The sequence below is a fragment of the Mycobacterium sp. E3251 genome (assembly GCF_001666835.1).
In the GTDB taxonomy this organism is placed as follows: domain Bacteria; phylum Actinomycetota; class Actinomycetes; order Mycobacteriales; family Mycobacteriaceae; genus Mycobacterium.
Genome location: NZ_LZJF01000078.1, coordinates 20,734 through 44,619, shown reverse-complemented (window position 1 = coordinate 44,619; position 23,886 = coordinate 20,734). Strand labels below are relative to the sequence as shown.

Sequence of the window (23,886 nt, the reverse complement as noted above, 5' to 3'; positions counted from 1 at the left end):
CGCGGGAGATCCCCTGCCCCAATGCGGTGCGCCGGCGTTCGACCAGCCCGTCTGTGTAGAGGAGCAGGGTCGCGCGGGCCGGAATGGTCACCCTGGCCTCGGGGCGGGACCAGTCGGCTCGTACCCCCAGCGCGATGGTGTGACCGTCATCGAGGATCTGGGTGGTGCCGTCCGCGTGGACCAGGACGGGCGGCGGGTGGCCGGCGCTGGAATAAATCAGCTCGCCGGTCTCGGGGTTGAGCACCGCGCAGACGGCGGTGGTGCACTGGGCGCCTGGCAGCCGCGCGGCGAAGCGATCCATCCCGGAGAGAGCGGCGCCGGGGCTGGGGTTCTCGAACAGCAACGCGCGGCAGGCGCTGCGCACCTGACCCATGACGGTGGCGGCGGCGAGGCCATGCCCCACACAGTCGCCGACGACCATAGCGATGCGCCCGTCGTCCAGGTCGACGACGTCGTACCAGTCACCGCCCACCTGAAGGGGCCGGCTGGCGGCCTGATAGCGGACCGTGAACCCGTGCGGGAGATCGGCAGGGCCGAGGATCGCGTGTTGCAGCGCCAGGGCGGTTTCCCGCTGCTGGTCGACCTGATGGACCCGCTGCAGCCCCTGGCCGAGCCGGCCGGCCAGCACCGTGAGCAAGGTCTGGTCCTCGAGGGTGAACGCGCGCCGCTCGGCCAGATCGATCCAGACGACGAGCACGCCCTCGGGGTGCTGCAGCGCGATGCCGGCCGTCCCGGCCTCCCCCGTGCTCGCGGTGAGCAAGTCACCGTCGCGCAGCGCGCCGAGCATCTGTTGGGTGTGGGATGGCAGGTCGCCCCACTGCGCTGGCTCGCCGACCGACACGACTTGCGGCGCGCCAAAAGCGGTTCCCGCGGTGGAACCGAGCGTCGGAAAGGTGACAGCCAGCACGCGGCGGGCCCGCCACAGTCGGCGCAATTCCTCGGCGGCGGCGTTCACCGCGGCGTCGACGGTGTCAGCCTGGGCGAGTTCCTGGTTGAGCGCGTGTTCACGACCCGCCGCCAACGCCAGGGCGATAGCCGCGTGCCGGGCAAAGTCGCTGACGAGCTCGAGGTAATCGTTGCCGAACGGCGACTGCTGAGGGTCGCGGGCCACGGCGATGACGCCGAGCACCGCCCCGTCCGCGATCAGTGGCATGACGATCGCCGAGCGTTCACCGACGTCGGTGAATCCCTCGATCGGATATTGGAAGGATTCGGTGATCAACGGTAGGCCGCGCCGCGCGACACCGCCCGTAGTGGAGCCGTCCATCGGCACCTGGCGACCGATCACCTCCGAGGAGTACCGGCCCGCCGTCGCGGCCACCACCAGGGTGTCGACGTCGTCGGCGGGCAGGTCGGACTCCTTCGGAACCAGCAAGATCGCCTGTTCGGCACCGGCCAACTCCAGCGCCCGGTTCACGATGAGTTGCAACGGCCCCGTCTGGGGGTCGCCGGACAGGAGCGCGGTGGTGATCTCGCGGCTGGCCTTCGTCCATCTGGCCGTTTCGCGTTCTCGCTCGAACAGGCGCGCGTTGTCGATGGCTGCCGCCGCGGCCGTCGCCAACGCCCGCACGGCGGCCGCCTGGGAATCGGAGAACACTCGGCCCGCGCGGTCGTCGGCGAGGTAAAGGCTCCCAAAGTCCGCGCCCCGCACGGTGATCGGCAGTCCGAGTAGCGCCCGCAATGGCGGATCGTGGGCTTGCAGCTTGGCGGCCTGCGGATGCGCACTTACATCTTCGAGGCGCAGACCCTCACCCACCGGCAGATCGCCGAGCCGCCGCGCCGTGCCGTCATCGATGCCCGCGCGGACGTAGGTGGCCAGGGCGCCGTCGGCAGCACGGATACCCAGGGCGGCGTAACGGCAGCCCGTCAGCTCCATCGCCCCCTTGACGATCCGGTTCAACGTCACGTCCAGGTCCAGGTCAGAGCCGATTTCGCTGATGACCCGCACCAGTTGTTCCATCTGGTCGCGGGCTTCGACCAGCTCGTCGAGCTGCTCATGAATCTGGCTCACCAGCTCACGCCGGCCCTGCCAGGTGAACGCCGATCCACCCCCTTCGTTGACCATGGATACAAACCTAACTGCTCACGCTCGTGAGCATTCCAGTGGCGGTGACTTGGGGCCTGGACGCGAGGGCTTTACTCGATCTTGACCGTGCATTGAATCTCCCCACTGACGATGGCTGATGTGAGTACGCTTCCATCGGTGGAACTGGGGGTTTTGGGACCTCTCCAGGTCCGGTTAGGCGGGGCGCCCGTCGCTATCCCGGGCGCCAAACCCCGCGCGATCCTTTCAATGCTTGGGCTGCACGGCGGTTCGGTCGTGGCGGCCGACACGCTCGTCGAGCTTCTCTGGGGCGAGGATCCGCCGCGCACCGCAGCCAAGGCCCTACAAACCCACATCTCCTCATTACGCCGCACCCTGGGCGACGGTTTCGTCCTGACGACGGGCACGGGTTGGACGCTGGCCGAGACCCAGGTTGACGCCGCGCGGTACAAATCGGCCGCCCGACTGGGACGCGACGCCGCGGCGGCCGGCGACACCAGCCAGGCGGTGGCCCGCTTCGAGGAGGCGCTCGCCCTGTGGCGCGGAATCCCCGAGCTGCCCGATAGCCGACGCGGCACCTCCGAGAAAACGCGGTGGATCGAGGGCCACGCCGCACTGGTGGAGGATCGGGCCGACGCGCTGCTCGCGACCGGCCGGGCCGCGGAGATCATCGGCGAACTCGAGGCCGCGGTGGCCGATGCGCCACTGCGCGAACGGCGTTGGGGCCAGCTGATGCTCGCGCTGTACCGCGCCGGCAGGCAGGGCGAGGCACTCGGCGCGTACCAGCGTGCGCGCGCGCTGCTCGCCGACGAATTGGGGGTCGACCCGGGACCAGACCTTCGCCGGCTGGAGGCCGCGATCGTCGCGCAGGACTCCGCGCTGGAAACGCCTGCTGCACAACAACTCCCGTCAGTGACTCGGGCGGTGACGTTCCTGCTGACCGACATCGAGGGGTCGACGGCCGCATGGGAGGCAGACGCCGGGGCCATGGCGGTGGCGCTGGCACGGCACGACGAACTCGTCGAGCAGGTCGTGACGTCCCGTGGGGGCCGGCTGATCAAGACCCGCGGCGAGGGCGACGCCACATTCTCGGTGTTCGAGCGACCGTCAGCGGCCGCCGCGGCGGCCATCGAGCTTCAAGATGCGATCGTTCACGAGCCCTGGGCGTTGCGCGAGCCCATGCGTATTCGCGTGGCTTTGCACACCGGGGAGGTCGAATTTCGCGATGGCGACTACTTCGGCCGCGCCGTCAACCGCGCCGCCCGCCTCCGGTCGCTGGCTAGCGGTGGCCAGATCCTCTGCTCGGGTGCGACGGCGGAGCTCGTCATCGACTCACTGCCCGATGACGTCGCGCTCGCCGATCTGGGGACGCGCCAGCTGCGCAATCTGGCGCGCCCGGAACACGTTTTCGAACTCCGATTGCAGACCACCCTGCTCGACCATCCCCCGGATTCGACCGAGGTGCCCCTGGAACGCCCGAGCCTGCCTCCCGTTCTCGCGGGCACCGGGCCGTTCGTGGGGCGCGGGCACGAGCTCGAGCGGCTGTCGTCGGCGTGGCAGGCCGCGCTCGCCGGTGGCACCAATGCACTGCTGATCGCGGGCGAACCAGGTGTCGGTAAGACGCGTCTGGCCGGCGAATGGTCGCGACAAGCGTATGACCAAGGCGCACTGGTTATTTACGGCAGATGCGACGAGGACCTCGGTGCGCCGTACCAGCCGTTCGCGGAAGCGCTGCGTGCGCTGGTGCCGTGCCTGGGTGCGGGTGGGCTTCGTGGGCTGCGGGGCGTGGAAGCGCTCCTCACACTGGTGCCCGGGCTGGCCGATCTGCTGCCCGACCTGGCGGCGCCCACGCGCGCCGACCCGGACACCGAACGGTACGCACTTTTCGACGCCGTCGTCGCGCTGTTGGCCATGGCCTCGGCGAGCGCGCCGGTCGTCCTGATCCTCGACGACCTGCACTGGGCGGCCAAGCCCACGCTGCTGCTGTTACGACATCTCCTGCGTTTCGGCGAACACGGCCGCATGCAGATCATCGGCACCTACCGCAGCACCGACCTTGACCGCTCCCATCCCCTGGCGGCGATGCTGGCCGACCTCCACCGCGACGGCACGGCCAGCCGGCTCAGCCTGAGCGGTCTCGACGAGGACGACGTGACCGCTTACGTCGCCGAGGCGGGCTACAACGACGAAGAGCTCGCCCGGGCACTGGCGTCGGTCACGGGTGGCAATCCGTTCTTCCTCATCGAGGCCCTGCGCCACGTGGATGAAAGCGGCGGACGCTGGGACCAGAGCACCCTGCCCCAGGGGGTGCGCGAGGCGGTGAGTCGCCGCCTTTCGCGGCTTCCGGCGGAGGCGAACAAGGCGCTTGCCGCGGCCGCCGTGGTCGGCAGCCGGTTCGCCTTGGATCTGGTGGAACGCGTGTTGGACGACGACCTGGTCGACGCGTTCGACGAGGCGTGCAAGGCCGGCATCGTCATCGAAGAGCCCGGCGGTCGCTACCGGTTCAACCACGCGATTGTCCGGCAGTCGCTGCTGGCCGAGTTGCCGTCGGTGCGGCGGATGCGGCTGCACCAGCGCATCGCCGCAACGTTGGAAAGCGAGCCGGGCGCCGACGACGAGCTGCTGGCCGAACTGGCGTACCACTACTTCGAATGTGCGTGGGCGGGCAACGCGGCGAAGGCGGTCGAATACTGCCGGCGTGCCGCGGACCAGGCGATGGCACGGCTCGCCTACGAAGGAGCGGCGGACCTCTACGACCGCGCCCTGCACGCACTCGAGGAGATCGACGAGGAGTTGCCCGACCGCGACGCCCAGACGGCCGAGTTGTTGATAGCGCGTTGCGAGGCCCTGCTGGCCGCCGGTGACGTGGCTTCGGCGGCAAGTGCGGTGGCCCAATTGCAAAGCGCGAGCGCCGATTCGAGGCAACTGGCGGCGTGGGCCACCTGCTTCGACGGCCAGCTCTCGATGCTGATCCACCCGGAGCGACTGGACGACGTCGCGGCCGCGGTCGGCTCGGCCGCCGACGAGTTGGCCCAATTAGGCGACGCCGCCGGAGAAGCCATGGCGCACACCGTGCGCGCCGGATGCCTCGCCCGGCTGGGAAGAATCGGCGACGGCGAGATCGCTCTGGACGACGCTCTTTCAGCGGCGCGGCGTGCCCGTGAACACCGCCGGGTGAATGCGGTTCTGGCGAACGCACCGCTTGCGGCGCTGTGGGGCCCGAATCCCGTTCCGCGCGCGGGCGGGCGATGCCTGGACGTGGTGCGGCTGCTCCGAATCACCACGGAATCACCGGCGGTCGAGGCGACATCGACGCGGTGCCAAGCGGTGTTGGAGGCCTTCCGTGGACGGGGGGCGGCGGCGCGACGGATGATCGACTCGGCCCGGCGCACGGCCACCGAGCTCGGACTGCGCCATTCCCTGATGGAGGTCGAGCAGTTCGCCGGGATCGTGGAGCTGGTGGTCGACGAGCCCGCGGCGGCCGAGCCGCACTTGCGCAAGGCCTACAACGGCTTTCGTCGCATGGGGCTGGACGCCGATACCGCCGAAACCGCGGCGCTGCTGGGTCGCGCGTGCCTGGCACTCGACCGAGACGCCGAGGCCGACGAATTGTGCACCGAGAGTGAGAGTCTCGCCGGGCATGCGCTGAAGGCCTCGATCGCCTGGCGCACGCTGCGGGCGCGGCTGCTGTCGCGGCGCGGTGATCACGACGCGGCGCGGCGGGTCGCCGAGGAAGCCGTCGGTCTCGCTGAGCGCACCGACGCGCTGGTGGATCACGGCGATGCGTGCCTGACGCTGGCAACGGTTGTGGGTGCCGCCGGCGACGTTGCGGGTGCGCGGGCCGCCGCCGAGCGGGCGGTTGAATTGTACGAGCGGAAAGGCGCTGCGGCGCTTGCCGAAAAGGCGCGCGGCCTGGTCGGCGATCGTGTCGTCGCGGCTCCTCAAGCGCCGCGAGAAGCTTCACCGCCCGTCGAACTCGACAACGCATGCGTCCGCTCGGTGCGTGAGTTGGACACCGCGATCGACCGGGATGCCTGGGAAGAAACTGAGCGGCGACTCGCGCCCGAGATCGCCCTCGAGAGTCGGCGCAAGGTCGTCGGATTCCCCCGCACAGTGGTCACGCCTTCCCAATGGGTCAACGACGTCGTCAAGAGCACGCGCGCGCTCGGCGGTGTATGGCACGGTCACGCAACCGTCGCCGTACGCGGTGAGCGGCTGGCGCTCACGCGATTGGAAGTGCACATGGCGGATACCAGTCCCGGTGCGCCGCGCGACGACTCGCTGCAATTGTTCGGCCTCGACGATGACGGACGAATCCGGCTGCACCTGTGGTTCGACATCGATGACCTCGACGCCGCGCTCACCGAACTCGACTCCCGATTCGAGGCGGAGCAACCACCCGGGCGACGGTTGGAAAACACGGCGGCGCGGGTGTTCGAGCATGTCTGGTCACATTTCGCGACCCGCAACTGGGACGCCTTGGCGGACACCGTCGCCGACGACTATGTCGGCACCGATCACCGGCGGGTCGTGAGCGCTGAGACGCAGCTCAGTCGAGATGACGTGGTCAGAGACTTGCGGGCGGCGGCCGACGTCGGCTTCACGATCTCGATGGTCAGCGCCGTGGCGATCCGCGGTGAGCGTCTCGTCCTGGCACGTGTTCGCGCGGCCGGCCAAGACCCCGAGGCGATTCAGAACGACGCCCTCAACGTCGTCGAGATCGACGCCGACGACCGAATCGCGAACGTCGTCACGTTCGACCTCGACGACATCGACGCTGCCCTTGCCGAACTCGACACGAGATACCTCGCCGGTGAAGCGGCGGCACACGCGCGCATGTGGGCTGCCGTCTTGGAGGCATATTCCACCATCAACCGGCGCGAAATTCCTACCACCACGCCGGACTTCGTGAGCGAAGACCATCGGCGGGGGGCAGCTTTCGCAACCGGTGGGATGATCGAATACCTCGTCGCCGGGTGGGAACTTGACCAAGAGATCCATTTCCACATCGAGGCAGTTCATCGGCTGAGCGACCAAGGGGTGGTCATCACCCACATGGGGCGTGGCACCTCACGCGAGGGCTTCGACGCCGAGTGGCGGGAGGTCATGCTTTTTAAGGCTCGCGGTACTGCGTTCACCCGCTGCGAGGTATTCGACGAGGCGGACTTGCAGACCGCGATCACGAAATTCGATCAGCTCAGCCGCCCGGCATCGCGTCTGGAAAATGCAGCAACAATGGCATTCGACCACTTCTGGTCGCACTTTGCGGCCCGCGACTGGGATGCGCTGGGCGACAGCATCGCCGATAGCTTCTCCGGCGCTGACCACCGACGGGTGGTGAATGAGGGAAGCAGACGCGGTCGAGATGCAGTGATCGAAAATCTGAAAGTGTCCGCAGACATAGGCTTTACGATATCGATGTTGGATGTCGTCGCGATCCGCGGTGCGCACCTCGCTCTCGTACGCGTACGCGCCTCCGGCCGCGATCCCGAGACGATTCAAGGCGTTGCCTTGAATATCGTCGAAGTTGACGCCGACGAGCGGATCACCGCGATCGTGGTCTTCGATCTCGACGACATAGACGCCGCATTCGGAGAGCTCGATCGTCGATACCTTGCCGGTGAGGCAGCCAATTACGCCCATACCTGGTCGCTCGTTATGGAGGCATTCGCGGCGCTGAACCAGCGGAGAATTCCGAAGACAACCCCCGAATGGGCGAGCATCGACCACCGACGACTCGCACCAATCGGCGCGGGTGACCTAGGCGCATATCTCCTCGCTACATGGGAGCTCTCGCCGCAGTCTCGCATCTACATTGAAGCCGTGCACCGGCTAGGCAATATCGGCGCCGTGCTTACCCACGTGGCCATCGGGACATCGCCAGACGGATTCGACGCCGAGTGGCGGGTGACCGACGTTGTGATGTTCGACGGTGACCGGATCAGCCGCAGCGAGCTTTTCGACGACTCGGACGTGGCCGCCGCACTGACGAGGTTGGATCAGCTCAGCCAGCCGGCAGCGCGGCTCGAGAACACCGCAAGCGAAATCCACAAGCGCGTGCAAGCGTGTTTCGCGACCCGTGACTGGGATGCGATATCTGCGATGGCGGCCGACGATGTGTGCACCGACGATCGCCGTCGTACAGTGAATTCCGGCGTGCGAAAGGGCCGTAACGCCGTACTCGAAGAGATGGCGGCAACGTTCGAAATCGGCGTCGAGAGCTTGACCTCGGATATCATCGCCACCCGTGGCGACCGCCTCACGCTATGCCGCACCCAAACCTGGGGCCGGGACAAACGCCCAGAGGCGTTCCATACCGACGTCTTCGACATCTTCGAAGTCAATGCCGACGCAAAAGCTCTGGCACGGATCATCTTTGATATCAACGACTTCGACGCCGCCATCGATGAGCTCGAGGCACGATACATCGCCGGCGAGGCAGCCGCTCATGCACGCACGTGGTCAGTCATCGCGCAAAGCTTTGCCTCGATCAATAGGCGCGAAATGCCCACGACAACACCGGATTGGGTAAACATCGACCACCGGCGAGGGACGTCAATCGCGCCAGGTGAGGTGGCTGCCTTGATGGGCGCCGCATGGAGTTCTTCGTCTGATCTACGTTGCTACATCGAATCGGTGCACCGTCTGAACGATCGCGGTGTGGTGATCACGCACGTCGCACGTGAAATCTCGCCCGACGGTTTCCACGCTGAATGGCGAGTGATCAGCGTCATCACGGTCGAGGGCGACCTGATCAACCGAACTGAGGTATTCGACGAGGCAGAGCTCGACGCCGCGCAGGCACGGTTTGATCAGCTCAGCCAGTCGGCGCACCTGGTGGAAAACGCCGCAACCCGAGCCGGACAGCGGTACCTGGCGTTCTTCGCCGCCGGCGACTGGGACGCCATGGCGACGATGCTGGACGACAAACTCGTATACGACGATCGCCGTCGTGTAATAGGCGCGGGTCCCCAACATGGTCGAGACGCTCAGATCGCCGACATGAGGACAGTCGCCGGTCTCTGGCCCGCGACCGTGGTGGCAACCGTGGTGGCGACTCGTGGCGCGCGCCTTACCCTCATGCGCCTGCGCTTCGCCGATCGCGATCACGGGCTCGACGCATTTCTCACCGACGTCGTCGGCGTGCTCGAACTCAATCCCGACGGGTTGATTACCTCAGTAGTCTTCTTCGATACCGACGACGTCGGCGCCGCGTTCGAAGAACTCGACTCCCGTTACCTCAAAGGCGAAGCGGCTACCCACTCGCGGGCGTGGTCAGTCATCATGGATGGCTATGCCGCACTGAACCGGCACGAACTACCCGCGACTACACCGGATTTCGCCAGCGTCGACCACCGTCGGGGTACGGCTCACACTCCCGGCGAGCTGATTGAATACGTCCGCGCCGGATGGGATCTCGACCAGAGAATTCGAACCTACCCAGAGGTGGTGCATCGGCTGAGCGACCTGGGAGCCGTCTACACCCACGTCGCGCATGGCACGTCGCACGAGGGCTTCGACGCTGAGTGGCGAGGGATCAGTCTCGTCATGGTCGACGGTGAACTTGTCAGCCGCTCCGAGGTCTTCGACGAAGCGGACATTGATGCCGCCCTAGCGAGATTCGAGCGACTCAGCCGTCCGGCACGAAGTTTGGCGAACGCGGCAAGCCGAGCGGTACAGCGTTTTGTGGCGTGCTTCGTCGCCCGTGATTGGGCGGCCATGGCGGACATGATGGTTGACGGCTACGAGACCGATGATCGCCGACGCACGGTGAACGCCGGCATCCGACGAGGTCGCGATGCCGCGATAGATGATTTTCGGGCCGGTGCCGGCGTCGGTTTCACGACCGGCGCTTCAGTCGTCATTGCGACTCGGGGCGAGCGCCTCGTCCTCACGCGTGCTCGCTACTCGACGCGTGAAGCGTCACCTGCCGCTTTCCAGACCGAGATGCTGCACGTCGTCGAGATCGACGCCGACGGCTTGATAACGGGGGCCGCTGTATTCGATCTGGACGACCTCGACGCGGCCTTCCAAGAGCTCGAAACACGATACCTCGCAAGCGAAGCGGCTTCCCATTCAAACGCCTGGTCTGCCATCGTAGAGAGTTACGCCGCGATCAACAGGGGCGAACTTCCCTCGACGACAACCGACTTCGTAGACATCGACCATCGCCGAGGAGCAGCGATGGCACCTGGTGAACTTATCGCATTCCTCCGCAACGCGTTGGATCAGACGCCTAATCTGACGATCCGCATCGCAGCAGTGCATCGTCTCAGTCAATACGGCGCAGTCATCGCCCACGCTGCGGCTGCGACCTCCCCAGAAGGGTTTGAAGCCGAGTGGCGCGAAGTCGTCATTTTGACGGTTGATGGCAGCATGCTCAATGTTTGCGAGGTATTCGACGAGGCAGACCTGGAAGCCGCGCTCGCCCGATTCACGGAGCTCAACCCACACCGGCCGAGGCTGGAAAACCCAGTGAACCAACGCTTCCTGGCGTACTTTGCTGCCCGCGACTGGGACGCCATGGCCCAGCTGTTTGCCGAGGATTATTCGAACGACGATCGCCGCCGAGTGGTGAATGCGGGGGTTCGACAAGGTCGCGATGCCGCGGTCGAAGATCTACGGGTGTCCGCTGATGTTGGGTTATTGGCGACCATGGACTCGGAAGTCATCGCGACCCGAGGCGACCGCCTCGTTCTCACCCACGTTCAAGCGTCGGGCCGTGATCACCCCGCAATCCAACTCGACGTTCTTCAAGTCGTTGTGCACGACGGCGAACAGGTAATTGCAGCCGTCATTTTCGACTCGGAGGACGTCGACGCCGCATTCGGCGAACTCGACGCCCGCTACCTGGCCGGCGAAGCGGCCCCCTACGCGCACACCTGGTCGGTCATTGCAGAAACTTATGCCGCCTTCAACAGCAACGAGCTCCCCGCGACAGACTGGGCCGCCATCGACCACCGGCGAGGCACACCCTTCGCGCCCAACACCATGATCCAGTCCATCCGCGCCATCTGGGATCTAACCCCAAACCTCAAGATCCGCATCGCGGCGGTCCATCACCTCAGCAAGCACGGGGCGGTCATTACCCATACCCAACATGGGACCTCGTCTGACGGCTTCGATGCCGAGTGGCGACAGATCCAGCTTCTGACCGTCGAAGGCGACCGAGTCAATCGCTGCGAGATCTTCGACGAGAGTGACTTGGACACCGCGCTTGCCAGATTCGAGGAGCTCACCCGTCAGACACGGCGGCTGGAGAATGCAGCGACCCGCGCGGAAGACCGATTCTTCGCGCACTCGGCGGCCAGCGATTGGGCGGCGGTCGGCGAAATCCTGGCCGGCAACAGCCTCGTCGACGATCGCCGTCGGGCGGTGAACGTCGGGATCTGGGACGGTCGCGATGCCGTGATGGCGAACATGCAAGCCTTAGCCGAGGGCCTTGCCCAGGTAACGCTGACGGCAATTGCGACCCGCGGTGACCGCCTCGCCCTCATCCTTATCCGCTCCTTCGAACCCCACTTGCAACGCGGCGAATTCGTCATCGAGATGCTGGGGATCACCGAGATCGACACAGACGGGCGAATTGCGGCCCACGTCTTATTCGACGCCACCGACTTTGATGCCGCCTTTGAAGGACTAGAAGCCCGGTACCTCGCCGGAGAAGCGGCCGAATATGCCCGCACGTGGTCGATCATCACGCAGGCCTATGCCGCGGTTAATCGTCACGAGCTACCGCCGACGACGCCGGACTGGGCCAACGTCGACCACCGAAGAGGAATAGCGTTCGCACCGGGCAATCTGGACGCATATCTCAGAGCGTCGTGGGACCTGCTCGCTCCAGGGCTCAGCGCCTACATCGAAACCGTGCATCGGTTGACGGAGCTCGGCGCGGTCGTCACCCGGGTTGTCGAAGGGACGTCGAGCGACGGCTTCCAGGCCGAATGGCGAGAGATCGGCATCTCGACGGTCGACGGTGATCTGATCAATCGCTCCGAGATCTTCGACGAAGCGGACATTGATGGCGCCCTTGCCCGCTTTGAGGAATTGCAAGCGCGGCCACACCGCCCCGTCAATGCGGCAAGCCAAGTGAGTGAACGGTTTTGGACCTGCCTCACGAGGCGAGACTGGACAGCGATGGCCGAGGTACTCGCCGAGAACGTTGTGTCGCATGACAACCGGCGGGTCGTCAACTCCGGTGTACTACGCGGGCGCGCTACGAATATCGCCAACCTGCGGGCGGTCGCCGAGGTCGGATTCGAACGTCTTGTCTCGACGGTCCTCGCGATTCGCGGGCAACGCCTTGCCCTCACTCGTATTTGGTCCTCCGCCCAGGGATGTGAGCCCGGGGAGATCAGCGCGGACATGATCGGCGTCGTGGAGATCGACAGCGACAATCGGATGATTGTTCACTCCATCTTCGACACCGACGACTTCGAACCCGCCGTTGCCGAACTCGAAACCCGGTACATCGCCGGCGAAGCGGCCACCCACGCGCGCGCATGGTCGCTGGTTGTGCAAGGCCACGCTCAGTTCAATCGGCGCGAGCCTCTCGCGATGATGCCGGACGTGGTTTACATCGACCATCGACGAAGCGTGACAATCGAGGGCGCCGATCTGGCCACCTCCGTTCGTGCCGTGTGGGACCTTCTCCCGCAGGTGCACGTCTACGTAGAGACTGTGCACCGGCTAACCGAACTTGGAGCCGTCGTCACCCAAGTGGTGAAAGGGACTTCACAAGAGGGATTCGACGCCGAGTGGCAGACGATCACTATTTGCACCTTCGAAGGTGACCGGCTCAGCCGATACGAAGTCTTCGAAGAGGACGACCTGGACGCCGCGCTTGCCAGGTTCGAGGAGCTGGGCCGCCCGACACGGCGGCTGCAGAACGCAGCAAGCCGAGCCGAAGACCAACTTTTTGCGCGCTCGGCGGCTCATGATTGGGCGGCGATCGCCGAAATCCTGGCCGAGGACAGCGTCGTCGACGATCGCCGTCGGGTGGTGAATGTCGGATTCTGGGACGGTCGCGAGGCCGTGATGGCGAACATGCAAGCCCTGGCCGAGGGTCTTGCGCAGGTAACGCTGACGGTCATCGCGACCCGCGGCGAGCGCCTCGCGCTGATTCTCGTCCGCTCCTTCAACCCCGATTCAGAGCGCGGGGAATTCGCCATCGAGCTGCTGGGAGTCGTCGAGATCGACACCGACAAGCGGATTGCGGCCCATATCTTCTTCGACGTCGACGACACCGATGCCGCTTTTGATGAGCTCGACGCTCGCTATGTCGCCGGTGAGGCTGCCGCCCACGCGCACGCCTGGTCGGTTGTCGCGAGTTCATATGCCGCGATGAACCGGCGCGAGCTCTTCCCGACCACGCCGGATTGGGTGAACATCGATCACCGACGACCGGGCATCATCGAGGAAGGAGGTCTGAACGCATCCCTCCTTTCCCTGTGGCAACTGACCAAGCACGTCATCTTCCGCGTCGAGGCCGTGCATCGGTTGACCGAACTCGGAGTGGTTTGCTCCCATGTGGCGCACGGCGTTTCGCGGGACGGCTTCGACGCCGAGTGGCGCGGGATCGAAGTCCAGACCGTCGATGGTCCAATGATCAGCCGCTGCGAAATCTTCGACGAAACGGATCTCGACGCCGCGCTCGCAAGGTTCGATGAGCTCGTCGGAAGCACCGGTGACTGAGACGGTGGCACAACAACCGCTTTATCTGTTTGCGGACAGCCAGCTGCTGTTCTGGAAGCGCCGAGACCGCCTGCTCCTCGAGGAAGCCCTCGATGGGTTGGCGCGCGACACACCGCTTAGCGCGGCCTACATCGGTGCCTCCAACGGGGATCGTCCCGAGTACTACGGGATCTTCGAGGCGGCAATGGACGCGCTCGGGGTCACCGACCGTCGGATGATCGATTCGTCGTTCGGCCCCGCCGATCGCGCTTTCCTCGAGCGTGCCTGGTTGATCGTCCTCGCCGGCGGCGATGTACGGCTCGGCTGGGACACGTTCGAGCACACCGGCATGAAGGACGTGATCTTGCGCAGGCACGCCCAAGGGGCGGTCCTGGTGGGTGTTTCGGCGGGAGCGGTCCAGCTCGGACGCTATGGGATCGTCGAGACGCCCGATTCCGCCTCGCTCGAACTACTCGCTGTGTTCAACCTCGTCCCGATGGTGATCGACGCGCATGACGAGCGGGGCGGCTGGGGGCGGTTGTCGCGCATGATTCATGTACTCGAGGGGGCGGTCAGCGGGCTCGGGATCCCGTCCGGTGGCGGAGTCATCCTGCACGTGGACGGCACTATCGAGCCTCTGCGTCATCCCGCGCATGAATTTCACTTCGAGGGCGGTCGCGTCAACCACTCGGTGTTGGGCGCCGAAGACGACAGCTGATTTTCTCGCACCGCAACGAAGTTCGGGACGATCAGCATCACCATCGCGTTGTGACGGTTGGCCGTTGCAATAGTGACTTTCGGCCCGAGTAACGAACCCCCGCCGGTGTCCAGAGTGAATACCATGCCAACCGCCGGTAATAGCCGCATAAAGGAGCCAGCTATGTTCTTCGCGCATCTGATCCCGCGTCGGCTACTAGTCGGGGCCGTCGGTACTGGCGCGGTCACCGGCACGCTTCTATGTGCCACCGCGGCAACCGCTGCCGCTGACCCCCCGCCCCGGCCCCCCAACTGCACGGCAGCGGACGTAGCCGGCGTCGCAGCGGGTGTCGCGGCGGCGCTCTCGAGCTACCTGTTCACCCATCCGGACCTGAACGGGTTCTACACCGACCTTCAGGATCGGCCCAAAGATCAGATCCGCGACGACGTGCAGCAGTATTTCGGCGCCAATCCGGAGGAGCAGGCCGATCTGGAGAACATCCGCCAGCCGATGGTTGACGTCAGGCAGCGTTGCCAGTGGACGCCGCTGCTCGGACAGGGCGGCGCAACCCCTTGAGCGATCGGGACAGGAACACCCGAACTTGCCACCGGTCAGAGTTAAGGAGATCCGGATGAACTCGTGGGTGCGGTCATGGACCGCGGGGGGCATAGCGGTATTGGCGCTCACGGCAATTCCTGAGCTGTATGCCGTCGTACAGCCTTCCGGTGTGGCTAACGCGGACGTCTGCGCAAGCGTCGGCAACCGCGTCTCAGTGAGCGGGTGCACCAACGTCGCCGATACGATCAACGCCAACGTCCCGCCGCCGGGCGCGTATGCGCCACTGCCGCAGGACTTTCCGCCCCCGCCGCCACCGGTGAACGTCTGTGTCGGAGCCGGCCGGCGAATTCACGTAAGCGGATGCTTCTGAAGCGGCAGTCGCTACACCGATCGCCGCGCAGTTCCGCTACCCCGACCTCGCCCCGTGCGGTGCGCTGCTAGCACGTCAGCGTTAGCCAACGATTGGGCCTGAGCTGCCAGCGTCGATGCCCGGTTGGCGTGGGCGATGGCTTCCAAGTCGTTTGTTGCCTGCTTGCCGTGCGCCGCCGCCAAATGCCGCTTCGCGTCTTCGAACCTGGATTGAGCCTCGGCGCCGACGCTCTCGCGATGCCTGGCGACGTAATCGGAGATCTGGCGCACCCTGCCGTCCGCGGTGGAAATCGCCTGCCCCAACGAAGGGCCACGCCCGTCGATGTAGCCATCGGTCGGCTCGACCCGACGGCGGTGGCGCGCGCGGTAGAGCAGGAAAGCCACCACGACGATCACCGCGAAGACAATGACGCCGATCGCAATCGGCACCCAGATCGGCGTCCCGGGCTTGGGCGAGCTTGCCGACTTGTTCAACCCGTCGGCCGCGGCGACCGCCGCACCGCTCCAGTCTTTAGCGGCCAGCGCCGGCTCAATTTGTTTGGATCGCAGACCGATCAACTCGGCCGGTGTGAGCCCCTGCACCTGCGGCGGCACCGTGAACGCGTACAGCTTGGTGTTCGTTGCTACGGCCAGCAGCGCGTCATGGTCGCCCATCCGAGTCTCGCTGCGGGTCCGGTCGGCCCAGTTGTCGGGCTTGAACCTGGAGAAGTTGTCGACGTAAACCACCCACAGTTGGATGTGCCGATCGCGGTAAAGCCGGTCGATTGCCGAGCTGACCGCTGCCCGGCCGGAATCCGTCAATACCCCGTTGCTGTCAGTGATGTGATCCGTGAGCTTGGACGGCGGTTGCGCGCCGGCGGGACTTGCAGACAGCAGCCCCGCCATGAGCATCGTCAGGATCACACCGACCAGGCGAACTACCCGCATGCGGGTAATTTAGCCGTCATTCGCGGAAAGGCGGACACCTGCAGCTCGCAGAAATGATCGGGCCGAGGAAAACACTGGGCCGTAGGGGCTCGCGCTGGCATGGTGGCGTTTCGTGCGGGTGTGGCTGAGCGGCTAGGCAGCGGCCTGCAAAGCCGTATACACGGGTTCGAGTCCCGTCACTCGCTCTGCGCCACGGCGTCGAGGTAGAACCATCGGCCGGCGCGGCGCTCGAAGCGACTGCGTTCGTGCAGGCTGCCCGCGCGGCCCGCGGACTCGAACCGGGCCGTGAATTCCACCTCCCCGTGATCGTCGTCCGGGCCACCCGCGACGGTGTCGATCACGTTCAGGCCAATCCAGGTGGTGCCCGGGTCAATCGTCACGTCGGCCGGACGCGTGCGCGGGTGCCATGTGCGGTAGAGGTAGGCGGCGTCTCCGTAGGCGAATGCCGAATACCGCGACCGCATCAATTCCTCGGCCGACCGGGCCTGCGACTCGCCGTGATGGAATGGCCCGCAACAGGCGAGATAGCGTTTGGCACTGCCGCACGGACACGGTTCGTTCATGTCAAGAGCCTGACAGAGCTTTACGGTTACTCCCCCATCGGCGCCGCACCGGCGGCGTCCTGCAGGATCTGCTGCAACTTGTCGAGCGGATCGCCTCCCGCGGGATCAAGCCGCCGTGGTGGGATCTCCCGGCCGTCGGGTGCGACGGTGGGCAGCGGCGGCGGTGGGGGTGGTGCCGCTGGCGGTGGGAGCGGTGGCGGTGGGGGGGTTGCCGGCGGCGGAGCATTGAGCGCAGTTCGTTTGGCCGCCAACCGGTTCGCGGCGTCGTCCCGGATGGTCCGCCGTTGGGGATCCGGATCGCTATTGCCGACAAAGCAGCCTTGCGGTGCCTGGTCTATGACCGACAGCGCGCTCGCATAACGTTCCTCGGCGCGCGCCCGATCCCCCGCCGTCGCGGAACGGTCGCCCTCGGTCTCGCGCACCAGTTCGAGGTTGACACGCACCGGGCAGGAGCCGTGGGTGTCCGTGCGAGCAAGCGCTTCGGAGAAGTTAGTGTCGGCATCGTCGAGCCGGCCGTCAAGCACGGCGGCGGTGCCCGCAGCGAACGGCGCCTTCGCAGGTTCCACCACGTTGACCACTCCGAGGATCGCCGCATCGGCTCGCACGGTGTTCCCGTCGCCGTTCGCGAAGGCGTGGGTCGCCGAATTGCCGGCCACCACAACGGAGAACAGCTTGACGGCAATCAGCAGCGCTATGGCGGCGGCCGGGGCCGAGTAGATCAGCAGCCGCCGTCGCAGCCGCAGCCGTGCCGGTTTCGAGGTCACGATGTCAGATCCCGCCGGGCGATACGGCCACGCCGGAATTCGCGAACCGATAGGTAGATCTCGGCGAGCAGCAGCCCCGCGGCGAGCAGCGCAGGCAGCCAGTACAGCTCGGTCCGTCCACCGACCTCCACCCGGAAATCCGGCGCGCGGGGCAAGTCCGGCCGAAACGACTGCCCCGGGTCCCGATGTACGTATGGCACGTCGAGTTGTGCTGCGATTCTTCGCAATTCGACCTCATTGATCGCGTCGGTACGGCCGTAGCCCAGCACCGCTCCGCCGGTCACCGCGCTCTGCGCGAGGCTGAAGTCGCCCTGGGGTACACGCGATCCGGGCGCACCGGAGCCGAAGTAGAGCACCACATTTCGCGATCCCGGATACTGCTGCGCCGCCTGGATCAACTGGTACCGCAGCACGTTGTCCGCCGAGGCACCGTTCAGGTCGGGACGCGCGTTTTCGGAGCCGAGTGCGGCGACGGTCGGGCGCAGGCTCCAGACGTCCTCGGACAGCGGCCAGTCCAGCGAGGCGCGCGACGCGAAGCCGACGAGCGCGTACCGTGCCTCCGGATACTCCTTGATCACCGCGCCGATGTCGTCGCGCATCCCTGCGATCCGTGGTTCACCGGCGCCGTAGTCGTGGACGCCCGAGTCGGCCGACCGATCGACGACGAGGAACACGTTGAGGTTAGCGCCGGGCGCTCGCGTTGCTTCGCGGCGATTAGCGTCGCTGCGAAGCCCGGGGCGGGTGGTGGCGGCGATAAGCAGCAGCACCGCGAACGTCACGCCGGTCCACCGCAGCGCCGCGCGGCCACGCCGGCGCCCCGCCGACAGGAGCACCTGGCGCAGCGCCACCAGTCGCGCCAGGAGTAGCGCGCCGGCGACGACCGCGAAGATCGCCCAGGGCAGCAAGGGATCGAACGTCATCGGCGTAACACCAATAGGGCCACCGACAGCACGGCCGCCGACAACAACGCGATTACCAGCGGTACCGCCGGCTCATCCCGGACGTCCGCGGCCACGACGGTGCCGTCGGCCAGGCGTGCGGGTGGGGCATGTGCACGAATTTCGTTGACTGCCTTGATCACCGATCCGCGTCCAGGTGCGAGGTACCGACCGCCGGTCCGCTCGACGAGGGCGACCAGCGATGAGCTGGCGGACGAGGGGGCCGTGTCGATGACATTGAGTTGTGTTCCCGCGCGCTGGACCACGTCCCGCACACCGGCGTCGGTGAACAGTCCGGCACGCGAGTCCCCGGCGGCACGGAGATCCGAGGGGCCGAGATAGATCACTGACCGCCGATGCGTGCCGCCCTCCTCGACGGGAGGGAATCCCGACATACAGAGCGCCAGAACGTCGTTCACGCTCGTCGCATAGTCCGTATAGGGCACCGCGGGGGCGAACGACGCGGGCTGCGCCGCATGTGCGCCGGTGTACTCGCCGAATCGCGCCGCGGCGTACTGATGATCGCGCGTCAGCGGCACCAGACGGCGGTTGACCGAGGTCAAGCCGATGCGCTGGCGCGGCGGAGACGTGCCGGCTTGGCGCGTGAAGTAGTCGAGCAGTTCAGCCGTCGCCGGATCGGTCACCGACTGCCCGACACACAGCATGATGTCCTCGGGGTGAGCGGCGTCGAAATCGTTGCTGGGCACGGCCGGGCGGGCCGCCGCCCACGAGGCGGCGCCGAACATGGCCGTCAGCACCACCAAAGTGACAATCGTTGACAGTGATCGCAGCCGGGCCACCTTCGCGTACTCGGGCAATCGGGTCAGCCGTGCGACGTTGGCCAGCGGGCGAAGTCGCCGACGGGCGGCCGTCATGGGCAGCCATATCGCCAACGCCACCACCGCGGCGAAGCAGGCCAGTCCAATGGCCCCTACCGGCCACCACTTCAGGTCCACGAGCGGATCAACTCCCGCGCACGGGCGCTCACGTCGGCGACGTCGACGCGCGCCTCGGCGTTGAACTGCCCGTCACCGAGCCGGGTCAGCAGCGGCGCGACAGCCGCCAGGTTCGCATCGGCCAGCGCCCCGACGTGTAGGTACTGCGCCCGGGCACCTGTCGCTTGATGGAGAAAGCTGCGCACTGTTCGGCTGATCGCCGAGCACGCCGCGGGTGCCGAAATCCTTCCGGCATCGTGCTCGTCGGCGATGTCCTGCACGCGGCGGGCGAAGCGGTTGCGGATCAGCCAGGCGTGCGCTCGCCGCAGAACGGGGATGCGCCGCAGTTGGTGCGATGGGAGCGTCCACACGAAAAGCGCCGCATACCAGGTGATTATGGCAAGCGCCAACAGCAGGCCGAGCCACAGCCACCACGACGAGTAGGGCTGCGGACCGAATACATGGCGCAGCAGATCATCCGGCACGGGCGGCCACCTCGGTCAGACGAACGAGTTCGCGCCGGATGTGATCGCTGCCCGCGATGGTCGCGTGGGGAATCGCGTGACCGGTGAGGAACGCGTCGAGGCGGTTGCGGCGGGACTGCTCGGCGCGACGATATGCGGTGACGACCCGCGGGCCGAGGTCGGCTCCATTAAGGACGAAACGACCTGTGGCGACGTCGTATCCGTCGGTGTTGTCGGGACCCACCGCCGGCATCTCCGACACCATCGCCCACATGATGTCGTGGCGCCCGCCCAGTCTGGCGAGCACGGCGCCGAGTCTGTCGTCGACCTCGGGCTCATCGGATACCACGATGATCAGCATGGTGTGCCGGTAATGCGTTGCCACGTAGTCAAGTTGGGTTGTGACGTCGCTGCGGCCGGGGTTGGTCGTAGTGTGCTGGTACCAGCGGTGCAGTAGTCCCTCGATGTGCGGCTCGCCCCGCCGCTGCGGAATGTTCACACTGCCGCGGCGGTCGCCGTAGACCATGCCGATCTGATCCGAGCGCCGGAGACCGATCAACCCCACCGCGCCCATGATGTGCGCGGCTACGTCGCGTTTGACCTCCCCACTCGGGGCGAGCGCCGACATGTTGCGACCCGCATCGGCGACGAGCAGAATCTTGTGGTGCTTCTCGGAGACGAACCGCTTGATGAGCACGCTGCCCGATCGCGCAGAGGCCTTCCAGTCGATGTCCCGGACGTCGTCGCCGGGCACGTACGGGCGCAGGTCGTCGAATTCCATGCTGCGCGTATGCAATAACGCATAGCGACCGCCTTCGAGCATGCCGCGGGTGTCGGTGCCGAAGTGCGCCTTGGCTCGGTTGAGGTGTTTACCCAAGACGACCTCAGGGGACGCGGACGGCCCGCAGCGCGGCGTCGATGACGACCTCGGGAGTGATATCGGCGCTGGCCGCTTCGAATCCGAGGATGAGCCGGTGCCGCAGCACCCGGTGCGCGAGCTTCGCGATGTCCTCGGGCAATACGTGCGCACGCCCGGACAGCACGGCCTGCGCGCGGGCCGCCTTACAGAATGCGATCGTGGCGCGGGGGCTGGCGCCGTATTCGACCAGACGCGCGAGCTGCTTGGGCAGCGCCCGCGCGGGATGACGGGTCACGTCGACCAGCTGGCTGGCATAGAGCATCAGCGCGCGGTCCATGTGGACATGGCGCACCACGTCCTGGACGCGGAGCACGTCGTCGAGAGTGGCCACCGGCCGGGCGGGCCGTCCCTTGTCGTAGATGCCGGCGTCGATCCGCGACATCACTTCCACCTCCTCCTGCGGGGAGGGGTAGCGCACGATCTCCTTGAGCAGGAAGCGGTCGGTCTGCGCCTCGGAGAGCGGATAGGTGCCTTCCTGGTCGACGGGGTTCTGGGTGGCGACGACCAGAAACGGGTCCGCGAGCGGGTGCACCTGCCCGGCGATCGTGGTCTGACGCTCCTCCATCGCCTCGAGCATGGCGCTCTGCGTCTTCGCGCTGGACCGGTTGATCTCGTCGAGCAGCACGATGTTGGCGTGCACCGGACCTAGTTGGGTGACGAAGGAGTTGGTTGCCGAGTCATAAATCTGTGTGCCGATGATGTCGCTGGGCAGCAGGTCGGGCGTGCATTGGATGCGTTGAAAGCGGCCGTGAATCGACTCGGCGAGCACCTTGGCTGCGGTGGTCTTGGCCAGGCCCGGCACGCTTTCCAACAGGATGTGACCGCCCGCCAGCAGGCCGATGAGTAGCGACTCGCGTAAGTCGTGCTGCCCGACGATCTTGGCCGCGAAGGCCGAGGAGATGGCGTCAACGATCCCCCGGACGTCGTCGATTTCGTGCTGATCCGGTTGTGTCCTGGCTGTAGTCATACGCCCGGGGGGATACCCCGGTCCCGAATTCCCACACGTGGGGCCGACCTCGTGCGACGCGACTGCTCCCGAGCCCTTGCCTGGAAACGACGATGGGAACTACTTTCGGACACGGTCAATTGCCGATGGGTGGCCGGGGTTCGCCGGCCACGGGTGAAAACGGGCCCTCGCCCTCCTCGGGCACCACCGGCTCAGGGTCCCGCTTGGGCTTGGACTGAGAGTCGGCGGCGTCGTCGTTGGGCGCTTCATCCTCATGGCGTCGGCTCATTCAACCCAATCTATGACTTGCGCCGCCTGCGTGGCTCGGCACCGGCAGGGTCTGGCGGCAGAAGCGGGGGTTCGCGTGTCCTCATCGCAGGACCGATAGATTTCCGTCGAATTGAGGACGTCCGGACACAGGTCCGTTATGGCGAAATGAACGAGGGTGCCGACTCGCTCTCGCGAACCTATGCATTTGTGGCTTGCGTCAATCTCTGCGCTTCATCTCGGGCCAATCCATTAAGTCTTCAAGGCCTACCCCCAAGGCAAGGACGAGAAGACGCTCGTCGTTGTCCGAGACCAGCAGCTTGGGGCCGTCCGCGGCCGTACCGCATGCCAGATAGCCAATCGGAATCATCAGCGTGTAGTTATCCCGGAATCCAGAAATGAGACCGGACCAATAGCACCGGAGGAGTTTGCTGTCGGCGGGGAATCCACGAAATGACCGCATCTCGAAATTTTTGGTCGGTCCGGCAACTGGCGAGACTGGACGCGTGCCATCTCCCTCTCGGCCCTCGGTTCGCACTGAATGGCAAGTGTCGCGGCGGCAGCCTCTCGACAGCATCCCATCAGGCCCCAGGTCGCGTCGAAAAGCGTTTGAGCTGCCATGATAGGGGAACCCGGTGAGGGCCGTTATGAACAATCTGCCAACCATGCTGCCCCGCCTTGCAAACTCGGATGTGCGGCTAGTTCGCAGGCGACTTGGGCGTCTCGAACAAGAGGGATTCGCCCCGATCCGGCGAGGACTTTACCCGACAGAATATGAGGTGAGGATCAATTGAGTTTGCTGACAGGGCTGTAACCGAGGATCGATACCGCACGCATAGCTTCGAGCACGTCGCCCTCGACACGCGGGACGCAAATCCGCAAGGTGTAATTACCGAACGGAAAGATGCTCCAAATGATGGACGGAACACGCCTCAATGCGTGGTCCGTGTCCGAGGCCCGGGTGGAGTGGCGCTTTCTCGGTCATAACGCGACGGAAGTCCCGCAGGACATGGGCCCTAAGACCCTACTCCCCTAGTCGTGAACATTGGTCGGATGAAAAAGAGTTGTCGCATAACTCAATCCAAATCGCTGGAAGAAACACGTCATTATCGAGTTCCGAGGAGGACCTCATGTCAAACAGTTTGAGCACCAAGATCATTGCGTCGGTCGGCCTTGCGCTCCTTGGCGCTGCCACGACCAACGCCATCGCCGCGGCCAATCCGCTCCCGTCCCCGCCCCCTTTGGCGGGCCCTATCAACAGCGTCGACGGATGGGGTGGTGACAAGACCGTGGCCTGCGACAACGGCACGTTGTACGTCAGCGGCGGCAACCATGTAGTCACCGTCACCGGGAACTGCGACGTACTGAACGTTTCCGGGGTCGGGCACAAGGTCACCGTCGACTCGGCCAACTCCATCATGGTGTCCGGAAACTCGAACGACATCACGTACCACTCCGGCACACCGGCGGTCAACAACACCGGCAACCAGAACGTCGTGCACCAGGGCTGAGTCCCCATCTTCGGCCGGGCCCCGCCCGCGAATGTGACGTCGGGCGGGCCCGGATCGGATGACGCGCTCCGTTCGCCGCGAGTGTGGGGTCAACGCATCACCGGTGCACCCGCCACGAAGCACCGGCCCCCTCGTCGCCATCGGAAATCAGACCTTTCCTCGGCGCCTGAAACGTGCTGTGAGACAGCGCTTGCCAGCGCGGGCTCGGCTCTGATTACTACGCCCGACGCAGTCCCGAGCGCTGGAACCACTGCGCGCCTTATCGCGTCGTCTGCGGTGTGGACGCGAGAGCCGCGAAGCAGGAGGGCAGC

The 23,886-nt window shown here is 65.9% G+C and carries 15 protein-coding genes and 1 tRNA gene; 6 read left to right on the top strand and 10 right to left on the bottom strand.

Features of this window, described 5'->3' with window-relative positions:
• A partial coding sequence (locus tag A5697_RS11330) for a SpoIIE family protein phosphatase (RefSeq protein ID WP_068010424.1) occupies window positions 1-2,065 on the bottom strand: 2,065 nt, incomplete at its 3' end.
• A gap of 228 nt (window positions 2,066-2,293) precedes the next feature.
• Here A5697_RS11330 and A5697_RS11325 point away from each other — a divergent pair.
• The 4 genes from A5697_RS11325 (at window position 2,294) to A5697_RS28365 (ending at window position 15,342) form a co-directional block, all read left to right on the top strand.
• Entirely contained in the window at window positions 2,294-13,738 is an 11,445-nt protein-coding gene (locus tag A5697_RS11325; protein ID WP_231972044.1) for a BTAD domain-containing putative transcriptional regulator, read from the top strand.
• Window positions 13,731-14,435, top strand: coding sequence for a Type 1 glutamine amidotransferase-like domain-containing protein (locus A5697_RS11320; protein ID WP_231972043.1), 705 nt, complete (start codon window positions 13,731-13,733; stop codon window positions 14,433-14,435). The genes A5697_RS11325 and A5697_RS11320 overlap by 8 nt, the downstream gene beginning before the upstream one ends.
• Before the next feature lie 162 nt (window positions 14,436-14,597).
• Window positions 14,598-14,990, top strand: a complete 393-nt coding sequence (locus A5697_RS11315) for a heme-binding protein (RefSeq protein ID WP_067950608.1) — start codon at window positions 14,598-14,600, stop codon at window positions 14,988-14,990.
• A gap of 55 nt (window positions 14,991-15,045) precedes the next feature.
• Window positions 15,046-15,342, top strand: coding sequence for a hypothetical protein (locus A5697_RS28365; protein ID WP_082953340.1), 297 nt, complete (start codon window positions 15,046-15,048; stop codon window positions 15,340-15,342).
• 11 nt (window positions 15,343-15,353) lie between these two features.
• On the opposite strand, the gene A5697_RS11310 is transcribed toward A5697_RS28365, so the two are convergent.
• On the bottom strand, window positions 15,354-16,268 hold the full coding sequence (locus A5697_RS11310; protein ID WP_068010418.1) for a YgcG family protein: 915 nt from the start codon (window positions 16,266-16,268) through the stop codon (window positions 15,354-15,356).
• A 114-nt stretch (window positions 16,269-16,382) separates the two neighbouring features.
• Here A5697_RS11310 and A5697_RS11305 point away from each other — a divergent pair.
• Window positions 16,383-16,453: transfer RNA gene (locus A5697_RS11305), tRNA-Cys, on the top strand.
• Here A5697_RS11305 and A5697_RS11300 read toward each other — a convergent pair.
• From A5697_RS11300 to A5697_RS27680, 8 genes are all read right to left on the bottom strand, one after another.
• Window positions 16,445-16,831: a YchJ family protein gene (locus A5697_RS11300; protein ID WP_068010416.1), complete on the bottom strand. Its 387-nt coding sequence runs from the start codon at window positions 16,829-16,831 to the stop codon at window positions 16,445-16,447. The two genes, A5697_RS11305 and A5697_RS11300, sit on opposite strands and share 9 nt — an antisense overlap.
• A gap of 26 nt (window positions 16,832-16,857) precedes the next feature.
• Complete coding sequence (locus A5697_RS11295; protein WP_068010414.1) at window positions 16,858-17,595, bottom strand: hypothetical protein; 738 nt, start codon at window positions 17,593-17,595, stop codon at window positions 16,858-16,860.
• Window positions 17,592-18,515 carry a hypothetical protein gene (locus tag A5697_RS11290; protein WP_068010413.1) on the bottom strand — a complete coding sequence of 308 codons (924 nt, stop codon included), beginning with the start codon at window positions 18,513-18,515 and terminating at the stop codon, window positions 17,592-17,594. The genes A5697_RS11295 and A5697_RS11290 overlap by 4 nt, the downstream gene beginning before the upstream one ends.
• Entirely contained in the window at window positions 18,512-19,489 is a 978-nt protein-coding gene (locus A5697_RS11285; RefSeq protein ID WP_068010411.1) for a hypothetical protein, read from the bottom strand. The genes A5697_RS11290 and A5697_RS11285 overlap by 4 nt, the downstream gene beginning before the upstream one ends.
• Window positions 19,480-19,953, bottom strand: coding sequence for a hypothetical protein (locus A5697_RS11280; protein WP_068010409.1), 474 nt, complete (start codon window positions 19,951-19,953; stop codon window positions 19,480-19,482). Before A5697_RS11280 ends, A5697_RS11285 begins: the two co-directional genes overlap by 10 nt.
• Window positions 19,943-20,809 (bottom strand): DUF58 domain-containing protein, encoded by an 867-nt coding sequence (locus A5697_RS11275; protein ID WP_068010406.1) that lies wholly within the window; start codon window positions 20,807-20,809, stop codon window positions 19,943-19,945. Before A5697_RS11275 ends, A5697_RS11280 begins: the two co-directional genes overlap by 11 nt.
• A 7-nt stretch (window positions 20,810-20,816) precedes the next feature.
• Window positions 20,817-21,818, bottom strand: coding sequence for a MoxR family ATPase (locus A5697_RS11270; protein WP_068010405.1), 1,002 nt, complete (start codon window positions 21,816-21,818; stop codon window positions 20,817-20,819).
• Window positions 21,819-21,933: 115 nt separating this feature from the next.
• Entirely contained in the window at window positions 21,934-22,086 is a 153-nt protein-coding gene (locus tag A5697_RS27680; RefSeq protein WP_156673253.1) for a hypothetical protein, read from the bottom strand.
• A gap of 1,108 nt (window positions 22,087-23,194) precedes the next feature.
• On the opposite strand from A5697_RS27680, the gene A5697_RS11260 reads away from it, so the two are divergent.
• Entirely contained in the window at window positions 23,195-23,575 is a 381-nt protein-coding gene (locus tag A5697_RS11260; RefSeq protein WP_067950591.1) for a DUF3060 domain-containing protein, read from the top strand.
• The last annotated feature ends 311 nt before the right edge of the window (window positions 23,576-23,886 follow it).

Bases quoted from the DNA above. Each gene is read 5' to 3' on its own strand.
- A5697_RS28365 (WP_082953340.1), top strand. From the start codon at position 15,046: ATGAACTCGTGGGTGCGGTCATGGACCGCGGGGGGCATAGCGGTATTG.
- A5697_RS11325 (WP_231972044.1), top strand. From the start codon at position 2,294: ATGCTTGGGCTGCACGGCGGTTCGGTCGTGGCGGCCGACACGCTCGTC.
- A5697_RS27680 (WP_156673253.1), bottom strand. From the start codon at position 22,086: ATGAGCCGACGCCATGAGGATGAAGCGCCCAACGACGACGCCGCCGAC.
- A5697_RS11300 (WP_068010416.1), bottom strand. From the start codon at position 16,831: ATGAACGAACCGTGTCCGTGCGGCAGTGCCAAACGCTATCTCGCCTGT.
- A5697_RS11310 (WP_068010418.1), bottom strand. From the start codon at position 16,268: ATGCGGGTAGTTCGCCTGGTCGGTGTGATCCTGACGATGCTCATGGCG.
- A5697_RS11270 (WP_068010405.1), bottom strand. From the start codon at position 21,818: ATGACTACAGCCAGGACACAACCGGATCAGCACGAAATCGACGACGTC.
- A5697_RS11315 (WP_067950608.1), top strand. From the start codon at position 14,598: ATGTTCTTCGCGCATCTGATCCCGCGTCGGCTACTAGTCGGGGCCGTC.
- A5697_RS11260 (WP_067950591.1), top strand. From the start codon at position 23,195: ATGTCAAACAGTTTGAGCACCAAGATCATTGCGTCGGTCGGCCTTGCG.
- A5697_RS11290 (WP_068010413.1), bottom strand. From the start codon at position 18,515: ATGACGTTCGATCCCTTGCTGCCCTGGGCGATCTTCGCGGTCGTCGCC.